Raw genomic sequence first — 13,077 nt, 5'->3', positions numbered from 1 at the left:
AAATTCTTCTGTATATTGTTTTTGACCTCTAGCCATCATAACACTTCCTTCTCTTTTCTTTATTTTAAAGTGTTCGGCTTTCTGTGTCTACAATATTATACTAACACCACTAGTTGAACATTAACATAAGATGTATTTAAATAAAAGAAATTGAAGAATATAAATCAAAGTTAGCTAGGTTGAACATTAACATAAGATGTATTTAAATCATGATTAAAAACGGCAAACCTTGTGCCTGTGAAGCGTTGAACATTAACATAAGATGTATTTAAATTGTATACGTGTTTCAAACTTTTTGATTAAACAGCTAGTTGAACATTAACATAAGATGTATTTAAATTTGACAAATGGAACAGCTTTTTCAAATATAGATACTGTTGAACATTAACATAAGATGTATTTAAATAATATAGATACTATATCTTTTGTGCTCTTACTTAGTTGAATATTAACATAAGATGTATTTAAATTAGATATGAAAGTAAAATTAGACGTATACAAAATAGGTTGAACATTAACATAAGATGTATTTAAATAAGCCCAAAGAATATATTCCTTTAGCTGTAATAAGTTGAACATTAACATAAGATGTATTTAAATTGATATGCTCCTTGAGCGTTTTTTCCGTTGATATGTTGAACATTAACATAAGATGTATTTAAATTTAACTACCTGCTGATATTTACCTTGATTGATAAGGTTGAACATTAACATAAGATGTATTTAAATTAAATTACATTGACTGTGCAAGCATCACCAGCACCGTTGAACATTAACATAAGATGTATTTAAATTTTTAGCAAAGTTTTGTTTCATTTTTAATATTTCTTGTTGAACATTAACATAGGATGTATTTAAATTTGTATATTCAAGAGCTCTTTCAATGTGTGTCTCAGTTGAACATTAACATAGGATGTATTTAAATCATGCTTTAAATTTTTTAATCCTAGCAATGGAATTATTTTTCCCAATGACTAGGTCTCAGTATTCTTTCAGGTAGCTTTGTGTGAGCATTACCCTTAGCTGAATTTATTTGAGCCTGCGTAAGAAAAATGCTTCTAGAAAGATCAGCGTCTCTAATATCAGCATCCCTCATGTCTGAGCCGATGAAATCAGCTCCATTTAAAGTATTTCCGTTAAGCCTTGCAGCAATGAGCAGGGTACCTCTCAAATCAGCACCTATAAGTTTTGTCTTTCTTAAGTCAGCACCTAAATAATCAAATCTTTTACCTCTTTCGCTATTTTTTAAATTCACGCTTTTTATAGCCTTAGCACGAACATACTCACTAGCGGCTTTAAGTATTGGATTAACCTTTTCTCTATGAGCCTCTAAATTTAAACCAAGCAAAGCTTCAGCATCAAGCAGGGTAAGCTTTTCTGTGGCTTCTATAAGCCTTTTTATTTCTTCTTTGGCTGATTTATCCTCCTGAATATTAAAGGCTTCAGTAAGGTACCAAAGCATCTCTTGAAGCTGCCTCATAACTAAAAAGGAGTCAAACATGAGAGCAGCATCTGGTAGGTCTCTCCAGCTTATACCCTTGAAGGTAAGCTGAGAAAGCTTTTGACCAGCTCCAAAGCAGTCATAAGCAGTGCAGCCCTTAAGTCCCTTTGCTATAAGAGTTTTATGCACAGCGCAGGTGAAATTCTCTTTAAGATTTTTGCAGGGGTTGCCTGCTTCCTTGTTTTGAGGAAAGCCTTCGGAGGAAGAAAAATAGAGGGCAACGCAGCAAAGCCCAAAGCAGTTCTTGCAGTCCACTCTAAATTCTTCAGTATTTTTATAAAATGGATGTTCCATGATTATTACCTCGTATTGTAAAAAAATAAGTTCAAATACTATATTACTTATAGTTTTGAGGGAAAGCAATAAAATGGTATAAGGTCTTAATGTGAAATTTTCTTTTTGGACCGAGTTTGCATAAATATTTTAGCCATATTTTCTTCATGTGTCATATAGATATGTACTAGCTTATAGCTATATTTTATAAAAACAATAGATATAATATAGATAAAGTAGCAATTCATTTATTTGCACCTCATTTCATTTTGTTAAAATACATTTTATACATTTAATGATTATTAGAATATTTTATTATAAAAAATTTTAAGCTTATGTGATTAAAAGAAATTTTTTTGTAAATAATACTATATAAGTGATATTTAAGCGCTGAAGTAATAACATTTGATGTATTTAAAGATATTTTCTTTAGTTAGTTGGCTAGAAAATTAATATTTAACATTTGATGTAAACTATCTTTACCACGATAAAGCTTATTTATACTCAATATTATCTTTTGTTACGGTGTAACTTATGAGAGACGATTTAAAAATATATAGTTAAAAAAGAAGGATTTCATATATGATTACAGAATATAAAAAATATGTATAAATATATATAAATATATATAAATAATATTATTTTACAATATAATTTGCAGTAAATTGTAAAGGAGGCAAAATATTTGAAGGTTTATGAACTGAAATTAAAAGTATATGCTTGTAGAGACATTAAGAGTGAAGATTCATTATCATGTGTATCAGAGCTTATAGATAAAAGCTTTCTAAAAAATCCAAGGTTTGTGAAATTTCATGAAGAAAACAAATACAAGAATTATGTACATAACAGCTTGTATCCAATAGAAGAAAGCAAGCTTTATAAAGCTGGTAACATATATGCGGTAATAATTAGAACTGTGGAGGAAGAACTGGCAGAGCACTTTCAAAAGGTACTAGTAAATGAGTATACTGAAGCATTGAAAGCCTTAACTATAGAAAAAAAGCTTATTCCTCAAAGGTATATAGAAAAAATCTACAGTCTAACACCTGCTATAGCAAAGTTCCAAGGTGGGTACTGGAGAGGCGTTGAAAACTTAGAAAGCTTTGAAAAGAGACTCAGAGAAAATTTAATTAAGAAATATAACTCATATTTTAACACAAAGCTTAAAGAAGACTTTGAGCTATTTACTTTTACTAAATTTGATAATCCAATGCCAATAGTCTGCAAGTATAAAAATATAAAGCTGTTAGGGGATAAATTAACTTTGTCTGTAGCTGAAAATGAAACCGCACAGCAGTTAGCTTATTTTGCACTGGGAAGCGGCATCTTAGAGATGAACTCTAGGGGCTTTGGCTATGTCAATTTTAAATGGCTTTAAGGAGGTGAAACTATGCTTAAGGATTGCTTAGAGATATTTAATAGGCTGTATGGATCTACAATCGAAGATAGAATTATAGAAAATTATAAATTAGTAGAAGGCAGCTATGTTTTAGTAGATGAAAAAGGTGACTATGATGTTCTTGAAGTGTCCAAAAATGATGATAAGGTAGACCATAGATATAATGAATTTGCTAAGCTTGATTACCTATCAAAATTAGTAGATATGAATAAACCCATAGATTCCAAAAAGGTCATACACAGCAATAATTATTTATCTTTTTTTATTAAAAAGGATAATGTTAATAAAGAAAAGCTCAAAGAAGAGATCATTGATAATTACTATAAAATATTATCAGACCCTAGGGAGAAATATAATAAAGATAAAGAAAAGCTAAAGATGTATGAAGCTATAGAAAGTAAATATGGAAAGGCTGATGCAGAAAAGCTTGAAAAAAATAAAAAGTGGATAAAAGAAAATATATATACAGTTTTGTCAGAGGTTAAAAAAGATAAAAACTATTTAAAAGTATTTTTTGCTTCAAGTCTTTCTTTATACAAACAGGAAAGTGAAAAATATGTAATTCCTAATATATACAACAATACTCAATATAATGTGCAGGTGGAAAATGAAACTCTAGGATTACCTAATGACAATTTAGGACTTAACTCGAAAAAGCCATATCTTGAACAAAAAACTCGTAAAAATATAAGACCGTATTTAATCTCTGAAAAGGAAGTTATGCTTCAAAAACAATTTTTTGACTATCTAATGAATTTTGCTTCTCTAGGGAAAACAAATATTTACCTAAATGAGGAAAGAATTTATCGTCTAGCTAATGATGAGAGCATGGAAGAAGATTTCTCTGGATACTTTCTTAGGATACAAAAAGGTAAGGAATTAGAAATAAGAGATTTTGATATAATATCAGGTCTTAAAAATAAAATTATTGGACTTAAGGTGACGCAGGTTATACCAATAGCTTATGGCAAGAGTAAGCCTGTCTTGCACCTAGGTAATATTGATAATATTAAAACTCTTAAAGGTCAAATAAATGAACTTTACTTCAATAAATTTTTGCTGTCAAACTTTTTTACGGAACCTAATGATATAAGACTGAATGATTATGTGGTGAAGGAAAATCTTTTGAAATCAAGAGATGCGTTATTTAGCTGGCTTTATAAGGGGGACACCACAGTAATAAGGCAGCTTTTTAATGATATCTCTCTGAGTTTAATAAAGAATTCTATCACTAATGATTACATTATAAAAGCAAAGGAACAGTTTAATTTAAGATATGCTATATTAAATTATTTTGGAGGTAAGAAAGCTATGGGTGATATTTTTAAAGGAATTGCAGATAGTCTAAGAATAAAGTCTAATGCAGATAAAACAGATCAGATTACTTCTGACGAGGAATATTATTTTGCAGTAGGTCAAATAGTAAGCTATTTGATATCACTAAACAAATCAAGTAGAAAAATGCATTCTTTGATAAATCCTGTTTTAAATTGCAAGACCAATGATAAGCTTAAGCATGAAATAAAGGTTTTATTTATGAAGTATAACTATGCTATAAGAAAAGACAATCCAAGATTCAATAACTTAAAATGTATGCTTTTAGGCTACGTGCCAGAAGGAAAAATCGATACCGATATTTTACTTGGAGGTTATTTATATTCTAATTTGATATATGAAAAAAGCAAAGGAACTGATGTGAGTAATGAAATAGAGGAGGATAAGGAAAATGAATAAAAGAGTTTATGGAGTAATAGGAATAAAATCAATAATGGCAAATTGGAATGCTGATTTTAGCGGAAATCCAAAATCAATATCCACAGGAGAGATTTTCGGAAGTGATAAGGCTTTAAAATATCCAATGAAAAAGATGTGGGAAGAGCAGGGAGAAGCTGTTTTGTACGTAAAATCCTTAAAGCTTGAACCAGATAAAAAAGAAGGAATAAAGGTTAGACCAAAATCACTAAAAGAAAGATACGAAGAGATATTTCAAGTTAAAGATCTTAAAAATGAAAAGGATAATAAGCAAGTGCTTACAAATCTGTTTAAAGCTATAGATGTGAAGAGCTTTGGAGCCACCTTTGCAGAAGAAGGAAACAATATATCTATAACAGGTGCGGTTCAAATAGGACAGGGATTTAATAAATATGCTGATGCCACTGTGGAAGAGCAGAATATATTATCACCCTTTAGAGTAGAAAATGAAAAAAATAAAAAAGATGATGAGGAAGCAAATTTTACTACCTTGGGAACAAAAATAGTAAGCAGTGAGGCGCATTATTTCTATCCCTTCGTAATAACTCCTTCTGTATACAATAACTATGCAAAGCTTGGAGTTACAGAGGGATACACTGAGGAGGACTATAAAAAGTTTAAGGAAGCAGCCTTAGTTTCAGCTACAGCCTTTAATACTAATGCGAAGCTTGGCTGTGAGAATGAGTTCAGCATTTTTATTGAAACAGATATAGATTTATATCTTCCAGATTTAGCACAGTACATAAGCTTTGAGAAAGCAGAGGGAAAAGACAGAATTGTCTTAGCTGATGATGCAGCTGAGCTTATAAATACTCTTTCAGGTAAAATAAAAAGTATAGAAATATATTACAATCCAATAAAAACGGAATTAAATAAGAATATAGAAAAAGCAAAATATTTTAATATTTTTACAAGGGAAGTGCTTTAAGCCATGAAAGCTTTAAAGTTTAACTTAAGCGGAAAAACAGCTTTTTTTAAGAAACCGGATGTTAATACTTATTTATATTTTACCTATGGCTGCATTCATAAGATCGCTGTGTTAGGTATCCTAGGTTCTGTGCTTGGCTTAGAAGGGTACAATCAGCAGGAAGATAAGGAATATCCAGATTTTTACGCAGAACTTTCAGCCTTAAAAATAGCTATAGTACCTAAAAACAGCAGAGGATACATACCTAAAAAGGTTCAGATTTTTAATAATTCTGTTGGGTATGCTTCTCAAGAAGAAGGCGGAAATCTTATTGTTAAAGAGCAGTGGCTTGAAAGTCCCAGCTGGGATATGTATATATGTCTAGAAGAAAACGTCTGTGGCGAAGCTATAGAGAAAAACTTTTTAAACAGAAGCTTTAAGTATGTACCTTATTTAGGTAAAAACGATCATTTTGCAGATATTAAGGCCGTGCAAATAATTTCTATGGAAGAGGCTAAGGATTTTTCAAGAGTTGATAGTTTATTTCTTAAAAAACACTTTGAATTTTTACCAGAAGTGCAGGAAGAGGTTGGACTTTTCACTGAGCTTCCAGAGGATAAGTGGAAGTATGAAGAAAAGCTGCCAATTTCACTTCAAGAGCTTACAAATCAATATATAACTGAAAGCTTTGTATTTACTAATATGAGGGTAGGTTTAAAGGAACCCTATAAGCTTTATACTTATGAAGATAAAGTAGTATTCTTCTTTTAAGGCAGGTGGAAAAATGTATTTTGATGCAGTAAAGCTATTTCCTGTAGAGGAGAAGCTTAAAAATCTTCAAAACATATATGCACATACCAAGGAAAATCATAAGGAAAAGTTAAAGGAGCATATGGATTTAGTTTATGCTTACTTTTTAAAGCTTTGTAAAGAAAAGCAGCTGGATAATGTATTTGTAAATTTTGAGGAAGCCTTCTTCAAAGAAGAAAAAAGCGAGATAGTGGATATTTGGAAGGAAATGTTTTGTAATGCTATCTATATGCATGATTTGGGAAAAATAAATGCAAATTTTCAATGCTTGAAAATGGGAAATGGTGAGTTTAAAACTACTGCTCAAAGTGATTCAAAACATTCCATGCTGTCGGTATGTATATACTTTGATTATTATATTGATAAAATTAAAAATATTAAAGGAGAGGACTTCAGGTCTCTTCTCACCTTTCTTTTTTTGAACTCCTATATCATATCTAAGCATCATGGTTCCCTGGACGATTTTTCAGCATTTCATGAGACTCTTAAAAATAAATATTCAAATTATATTGAAGACAATTCTCTGTATAATGAGTGCTATGATGGCTTTAGCATAATTGGGAGGTTTAACATAGACATAAAGAACTTGTGGAAAAAGTGTAATTTTAATTCAAAGGAGTTATACGATAAGGGTAGTTGGAGAAGCATAGATTTATTTATATACACAAGATTTCTTTTTTCACTGCTGGTAGCAAGCGATTTTTATTCTACATCTGAGTACAGCAATGGAACTAAGATAAAGAGCTTTGGAGCTATAGGAGATGTTGATAAATTTTATTTCGTTTTTAAAAAGCAGAAGCTATATAAGGATATCATTAGGCATAAGGAGGCTGTTGAAGGAAAAGGAAAAAGCCCCTTTGAAGAAAAAAATATAAATAGGCTTAGAAGTGAAATGTTTTTGGAGGCTGAAAATAATCTTGAGAAAAATTATGATAAAAACATGTTTTACTTGGAAGCACCAACTGGCTCTGGCAAAACCAATACTTCAATTAATTTAGCTTTTCAGCTTTTGAAGAAAGATAAAGCCCTTAACAAGATATTTTATATATTTCCATTTAATACCTTGGCTGAGCAGACTAAAAAATCCCTAGATGGTATTTTTGAAGAAAATGAGCATATGAAAAATGAAATAGCTGTGATCAATTCAATAACTCCCATTGAGGTCATCGATGCAAAGGAAAACAATCATGAAATCAGGGAAAAAGCTATAAACATAAAAATTGACTATGAGAAGGCATTTTTAGACAGACAGTTTTTGCACTATCCTATAGTTTTAACCACTCATATAAACCTTTTTTCTCACCTATTTGGCGTGAGCAGAGAAGAGGTGTTCACCTTTGCGCATATAGCTAACAGCGTAATCATATTGGATGAAATTCAAAGCTATAAGAATAGCATTTGGAAGGAAATCATCACTTTTTTAAATAAGTATGCTAAGCTGCTTAATTTAAAGGTGATTATAATGTCTGCCACTCTTCCAAGGCTGGATAGGCTTATTGATTGTGAAAAAAGCTTTGTGGATCTTATCGAAAATAGAAGCTATTACTTTGAAAATCCTTTGTTTAAAAACAGAGTGCAGCTTGATTTTTCCCTTTTGGTCTATAAGAAAGCTGAGATATTAGAAAAGCTAACAGAAAAGGTAACAGCTTCAGCAAAAGAAATGGAAGGTAACATACTTGTAGAGTTCATTAACAAAAATCGAGCAATGGACTTTTATAAGAGCATGGAAAAAATTAATATTGAGGAAAAGCTTAATAAAAAAGTTCACCTTATAACAGGTGATGACAACAAAGCAGAAAGAAGCAAAATAATAAAACAGGTAAAAAGTGAAAAGAATATAATTCTTATCGCCACACAAGTTATTGAAGCTGGTGTGGATATAGATATGGACAGAGGCTTTAAGGATATTTCCATTCTAGATGCGGAAGAACAATTTTTAGGAAGAATAAATCGTTCTTGCTCTAAACCAGACTCAAGAGTTTATTTTTTTAATTTAGATGAAGCGTCAAATGTCTATAAAAAAGACTATAGAAAAGATAAAAGCTTAACTTTATTGGAGGAAGGAATTAGAGAAATCTTAAAGGCAAAAGATTTTTCAAGCTTTTATGATGCAGTTATGGATAGACTGGAAAAGGAAGCAGACGGTGAAAGCATAGGTAATATAAATGAATTCAGAGAGGATACCTTGAATAAGCTTAAGTACGAGAAAATATATGAGAGAATGAAGCTTATTGATGAGGAAAAGAAATATACAATTTTCCTTAACAGAACTATTGAATTGGAGGATGGAAGAAGCCTAGAAGGAAAGACAGTATGGGAAAACTATGAAAAGCTATTAATGAATTCTGAAATGCCTTATGCTGAAAGAAAAGTTAAGCTATCTAATGTTCAGGAGCAGATGGACTACTTTACTTATAATGTTGATAAGATAGCACCTAGATACAATGGAATAATCGGCAATATTTTTTATATTGAAGATGGTGAAGAATATTTAACTGATGGAAAATTCGATAGGAAAAAATACAGGGAAGGTAATGGAGGTTCTATGCTATGAAGGTTACCGGAACAATAATAAATTATTATTTTCATTGCAAAAGGCAATGCTGGCTTCATGGAAATAGGCTAAACTTAGAGGATAATAGCGAAGATGTGAGGATAGGAAAGGTGCTTCATGAACTTAAATATGAGGGTAAAAAGAATAGTGAAGTATCTATAGATAATGTGAAAATTGATAAGCTTACTGAAGAATATCTTATAGAAATGAAAAAATCTGATGCAGATACGGAAGCCACCAAGTGGCAGACTCTATTATATCTAAAAATCTTAAAGAACAAGGGAGTAGAGAAAAAGGGCAAGATTGAATACGTGGAAAAAAATAAGCAAAATAATAAAACAGTAATAGTTGAGCTTACAGAAGAGGATGAAAGAAGGCTTGAAGTACTTATGGAGGAGATAATGGAATTTATGCAGGAAGAAAAACCTCCAATAGCAGAGTTTAAACCAAAATGTAAGAAATGTGCTTATTTTGAATATTGCTTTATTTAAAGAAGCTAGGAGGGATTATTACGGGAAAAAATACAAGATTTATTATGTCTAATGGAGAATTAAGCAGAAAAGATAACTCAATAGTCTTCCGAAATGCCAAGGGAAATATATACTTGCCAATAGAAGCAACCAGAGAGCTTTACTGCTTAGGAGAGGTTTCTTTTAATACGAAATTTTTAGATTTTATAGCTAAAGCAGGTATTGTACTACATGTATTTAATTATTATCAGCAATATAGTGGCACGTATTATCCAAAGGAGTACTTAGTAAGCGGAAATCTTGTGATTAAACAAGCTAAGACCTTTATGGATAGCAGAATAGAGGTGGCAAAGGCGTTTGTAAGAGGTATAGCTGTTAATATTCATGAAGTTTTATATCATTATTATAAGCATGATAAAAAAGAGCTAAAGGAATATCTAGACTGGCTAAAAAGAGACATGCCAACACTTTTGGACAAGCAAAGTGATATAAAACATGTTCTCTTTATAGAAGGTCAAATATGGATGAAATTTTATGAAAGCTTCAAATATTTTTTACCTGAAGATTTTGTAATGAATAAGAGAGTTAAAAGGCCACCAGATAATCCTATAAACGCATTAATTTCCTTTGGTAACTCTATTTTGTATACTAGAACCATATCACAAATTTATAATACTCATTTAGATCAATCCATAAGCTTTTTGCATGAACCAAGTGAAGGCAGGTTCTCCTTGTGTCTTGATTTATCGGAGGCCTTTAAGCCCGCAATAGTTTATAAAACTATTTTTGAGTTGGTGAATAATAGAAGAATACAAGTAGCAAAGCATTTTGATAAAAAGCTTAACTATTGTCTGCTCAATGAGGCAGGTAAAAAAATCTTTGTGGAAGCATTAGAGGAAAGGTTTGATAATGTTTTTACTCATCCAATTTTAAAGCGCAAAATAAGTTATGAAAATGCAATTAAGTACGATGGATATAAATTAATAAAACTGTTTGTAGAAGGAAAAGAATTTAAACCTTTTAGCCTTAAGGAGATGATGTAATGCCTAAAAATCTTAACTATAACTATGCATTTGTTTTTTATGATGTGAATGAAAAAAGAGTTAATAGGGTATTTAAGGTTTGCAAAAAATATTTTAAGCATCACCAAAAATCTATTTTTAGAGGAAATATAACTCCAGCAAACTTGATTAAGCTTCGCGCTGATTTGAAAAAAGAGATAAATCCAAATGAAGATTTTATATCTATAATTAAATTTATGAGCGAGGCAAGCTTTGAGGAAGAGACCTTAGGAAAGAATTATAAGGACAGCGAAGCCTTAATATTATAGTTTTTACCAACCTATTTTATAGTAGTAAGGTACATAAGCCATTGGAAAATCAAGCTTGCATTAAGTTTATATAAAATTATATAATTAAAATCAAGCAGGTTGGTAAAAAATAATACAAAGTATTGTAATTCAAGCTTTTAGCTTAAATTACGATATTAAAGAATGGCTATTTTTCATTACTGAAGATATAACATAAGATGTATTTAAATCGGATTTGCTAAGGAAATTGGTAGGTGGAATGATGTCTGAAGATATAACATAAGATGTATTTAAATACGTTATTAACTGCATCAATTAAGTTATCTATGGCTGAAGATATAACATAAGATGTATTTAAATGAAGAAAATGTATCCGATTTTAAGGAACTATATACTGAAGATATAACATAAGATGTATTTAAATAAATTTACAGCACCGCCTAACAGATGTCCGGCTACCTGAAGATATAACATAAGATGTATTTAAATCAGCTTGGAGATAAATTAAGCATTGAAACTGCCTTACTGAAGATATAACATAAGATGTATTTAAATTGAATACAATAATCAATCTATTTATAGAGACATCCAGCTGAAGATATAACATAAGATGTATTTAAATCCTACTTTCTCTTAGAGATAACATAGTTTATGTACTGAAGATATAACATAAGATGTATTTAAATCAATGTATTCAAATTGATAAAAATAAAATATCAGCTGAAGATATAACATAAGATGTATTTAAATAAAATTAAGCATCCATCTCTTTTTGATGGGGATATGCTGAAGATATAACATAAGATGTATTTAAATAGGCAGAAAAAAAATTGTAGCCAAAGTAGAATTGTACTGAAGATATAACATAAGATGTATTTAAATAAGGAGCCTAAGGCAATAACCCCTGATGAAGATAACTGAAGATATAACATAAGATGTATTTAAATTGCTGCAGATACCTATAAGTGTTTATATCTGTAGACTGAAGATATAACATAAGATGTATTTAAATCTGTCTCACCTCCTTAAAGCAAAATAAAAAAAGCGTCTGAAGATATAACATAAGATGTATTTAAATTTATTGGTATAATGCTAACTCTTAAAACTTCTGCTACTGAAGATATAACATAAGATGTATTTAAATTTTAACATGAATCCGTAACAATCAAATTCTATAACGCCTGAAGATATAACATAAGATGTATTTAAATTATTATTTGAGAAGTAAAGCGGATTACTTAGAAGCTGAAGATATAACATAAGATGTATTTAAATTTAAGAACTTCTTGTTTATCCGCCGATCCACCCAACTGAAGATATAACATAAGATGTATTTAAATCAGGACCATATCTTGCAATAGAGACTTGATCGTTAGGCTGAAGATATAACATAAGATGTATTTAAATTGTCTTTAAAGCTTGTCCTTAATCTCCGTCTATTCACTGAAGATATAACATAAGATGTATTTAAATGCATTAGGGTTAGGATTACGAGATAAGCAAACTTTAACTGAAGATATAACATAAGATGTATTTAAATTCATATGCTTTTCGGCTATAAGGAGTCATTGCAATCTGAAGATATAACATAAGATGTATTTAAATAGGTGTTTGATGCATAGAACATAGATTGGTACATTCTGAAGATATAACATAAAATGTATTTAAATGATAAAGCCATATATATATTCATAAGGCATTTTACCTGAAGATGTAACATAAGATGTATTTAATTGAGGCTGCCTTGAACATAAACCGTCTACTTATAAACTGAAGATATAAGATGCTCTATTAATGTATTACAGTATTTTACCGAGCACAATCAAGCAAAAACAGTTATAGAAATATGTAAATTATGTAAAAAATATTCGAAAAATATTATAAGGATGTGATTCATATGTTTTTTAAGCGTAAAAGAAAGTCTCTATTCCCTACCTTAATGGCATTAACAATTATATCAACTGGTATAATAACCGTGCTGAAGAATTAATAAATCATATGAACCTTTCCTTCGCTATTTATATACTATATAAAGTGAAAGAGAGGGATTTTTGTGGAATTAGATAGAACAAAATTTAAACCCAAAACTGATGAGGTAAAAA

Annotated in this window: 9 protein-coding genes and 2 CRISPR repeat arrays; of the genes, 8 read left to right on the top strand and 1 reads right to left on the bottom strand. The window is 30.3% G+C overall.

Annotation, left to right across the window (positions count from 1 at the left end; genetic code table 11):
- Positions 1-112: 112 nt before the first annotated feature.
- Positions 113-925: direct repeats of the CRISPR family, unit length 30 nt; unit sequence GTTGAACATTAACATAAGATGTATTTAAAT.
- Between the two features lie 33 nt (positions 926-958).
- Positions 959-1,795, bottom strand: coding sequence for a pentapeptide repeat-containing protein (locus IAI10_RS22565; RefSeq protein WP_315675578.1), 837 nt, complete (start codon positions 1,793-1,795; stop codon positions 959-961).
- A gap of 664 nt (positions 1,796-2,459) precedes the next feature.
- Between IAI10_RS22565 and cas6 the strand changes: the two genes are divergently transcribed.
- From cas6 to cas2, 8 genes are read left to right on the top strand one after another with little or no spacing between them, the layout of a single operon-like run.
- A complete protein-coding gene (gene cas6 / locus IAI10_RS22560; RefSeq protein ID WP_315675577.1) occupies positions 2,460-3,152 on the top strand; it encodes a CRISPR-associated endoribonuclease Cas6 in 693 nt (230 codons plus the stop codon).
- A gap of 12 nt (positions 3,153-3,164) precedes the next feature.
- The gene (locus IAI10_RS22555) at positions 3,165-4,907 is read left to right on the top strand and encodes a CRISPR-associated protein Cse4 (RefSeq protein WP_315675576.1); all 1,743 of its coding nucleotides are present in this window, start codon (positions 3,165-3,167) and stop codon (positions 4,905-4,907) included.
- The gene (locus IAI10_RS22550) at positions 4,900-5,853 is read left to right on the top strand and encodes a type I CRISPR-associated protein Cas7 (protein WP_315675575.1); all 954 of its coding nucleotides are present in this window, start codon (positions 4,900-4,902) and stop codon (positions 5,851-5,853) included. Before IAI10_RS22555 ends, IAI10_RS22550 begins: the two co-directional genes overlap by 8 nt.
- 3 nt (positions 5,854-5,856) lie before the next feature.
- Entirely contained in the window at positions 5,857-6,603 is a 747-nt protein-coding gene (gene cas5b / locus IAI10_RS22545) for a type I-B CRISPR-associated protein Cas5b (protein WP_315675574.1), read from the top strand.
- 13 nt (positions 6,604-6,616) lie between these two features.
- A complete protein-coding gene (gene cas3 / locus IAI10_RS22540) occupies positions 6,617-9,196 on the top strand; it encodes a CRISPR-associated helicase Cas3' (protein WP_315675573.1) in 2,580 nt (859 codons plus the stop codon).
- A complete protein-coding gene (cas4, locus tag IAI10_RS22535) occupies positions 9,193-9,687 on the top strand; it encodes a CRISPR-associated protein Cas4 (RefSeq protein WP_315675572.1) in 495 nt (164 codons plus the stop codon). The genes cas3 and cas4 overlap by 4 nt, the downstream gene beginning before the upstream one ends.
- 44 nt (positions 9,688-9,731) lie before the next feature.
- Complete coding sequence (cas1b, locus tag IAI10_RS22530; RefSeq protein ID WP_315675571.1) at positions 9,732-10,709, top strand: type I-B CRISPR-associated endonuclease Cas1b; 978 nt, start codon at positions 9,732-9,734, stop codon at positions 10,707-10,709.
- Positions 10,709-10,996 (top strand): CRISPR-associated endonuclease Cas2, encoded by a 288-nt coding sequence (cas2, locus tag IAI10_RS22525; protein WP_315675570.1) that lies wholly within the window; start codon positions 10,709-10,711, stop codon positions 10,994-10,996. The genes cas1b and cas2 overlap by 1 nt, the downstream gene beginning before the upstream one ends.
- 179 nt (positions 10,997-11,175) lie before the next feature.
- Positions 11,176-12,710: a CRISPR direct-repeat array (repeat unit 30 nt; unit sequence CTGAAGATATAACATAAGATGTATTTAAAT).
- Between the last annotated feature and the right edge of the window lie 367 nt (positions 12,711-13,077).

Origin of the sequence: Clostridium sp. 19966 (assembly GCF_032335695.1) — a bacterium.
Lineage (GTDB): Bacteria > Bacillota > Clostridia > Clostridiales > Clostridiaceae > JACTOJ01.
Note: the sequence above shows the minus strand (reverse complement) of the source record. Positions and strands in the feature narration are given on the sequence as shown.

Coding starts and splice junctions, on each gene's coding strand:
- cas1b (WP_315675571.1), top strand. CDS start 9,732: ATGTCTAATGGAGAATTAAGCAGAAAAGATAACTCAATAGTCTTCCGA.
- IAI10_RS22565 (WP_315675578.1), bottom strand. CDS start 1,795: ATGGAACATCCATTTTATAAAAATACTGAAGAATTTAGAGTGGACTGC.
- IAI10_RS22555 (WP_315675576.1), top strand. CDS start 3,165: ATGCTTAAGGATTGCTTAGAGATATTTAATAGGCTGTATGGATCTACA.
- cas5b (WP_315675574.1), top strand. CDS start 5,857: ATGAAAGCTTTAAAGTTTAACTTAAGCGGAAAAACAGCTTTTTTTAAG.
- IAI10_RS22550 (WP_315675575.1), top strand. CDS start 4,900: ATGAATAAAAGAGTTTATGGAGTAATAGGAATAAAATCAATAATGGCA.
- cas2 (WP_315675570.1), top strand. CDS start 10,709: ATGCCTAAAAATCTTAACTATAACTATGCATTTGTTTTTTATGATGTG.
- cas4 (WP_315675572.1), top strand. CDS start 9,193: ATGAAGGTTACCGGAACAATAATAAATTATTATTTTCATTGCAAAAGG.
- cas3 (WP_315675573.1), top strand. CDS start 6,617: ATGTATTTTGATGCAGTAAAGCTATTTCCTGTAGAGGAGAAGCTTAAA.